General features: G+C 47.4%; 1 pseudogene. It reads left to right on the forward strand.

Going from position 1 to position 610, the window contains the following annotated elements:
• Window positions 1–573, forward strand: a pseudogene (locus ACTHUM_RS17575) (tryptophan--tRNA ligase); the annotation flags it as partial.
• Window positions 574–610: the final 37 nt, after the last annotated feature.

Here is a 610-nt window from a genome sequence, read left to right on the forward strand (position 1 = left end):
CTTATGTTCAATGCCCATGAAGTACCAGTCGGTCGCGACCAAATCCAACACGTTGAAATGGCACGCGATATTGCCGGTCGCTTTAACCACCGCTTCCAAGAACTCTTCACCCTGCCAGAAGTGAAGATTGATGAAAACGTCGAACTCTTGGTCGGCTTGGACGGACGCAAAATGTCCAAGTCTTACGGCAATACCATTCCGCTTTGGGAAAACGATAAAAAAACCCAAAAATCGGTCAACAAAATCATCACCAATATGAAAGAACCCGGCGAGCCGAAACAGCCTGATGAAAGTCCTCTGTTTGAAATCTACAAAGCCTTCTCCACGCTGTCTGAAACTGCTGAGTTCACGCAAATGCTGGCCGAAGGCCTTGCTTGGGGTGAGGCCAAGAAACTCTTGGGTGCAAAAATCAATGCCGAGCTCGCAGAACCGCGCGAGCGTTACAATGAGTTGACAGCCAAACCATCTCAAATTGAAGACATTTTGCAGGCCGGCGCACAAAAAGCGCGTAAAGAAGCACGTGAATTGTTGGATAAAGTACGCGATGCAGTAGGTATTCGTTCGTTGAAATAATAGCAAGGCCGCCTGAAAATTTCAGACGGTCATAATA

This window comes from Neisseria sp. P0021.S006 (assembly GCF_051956895.1).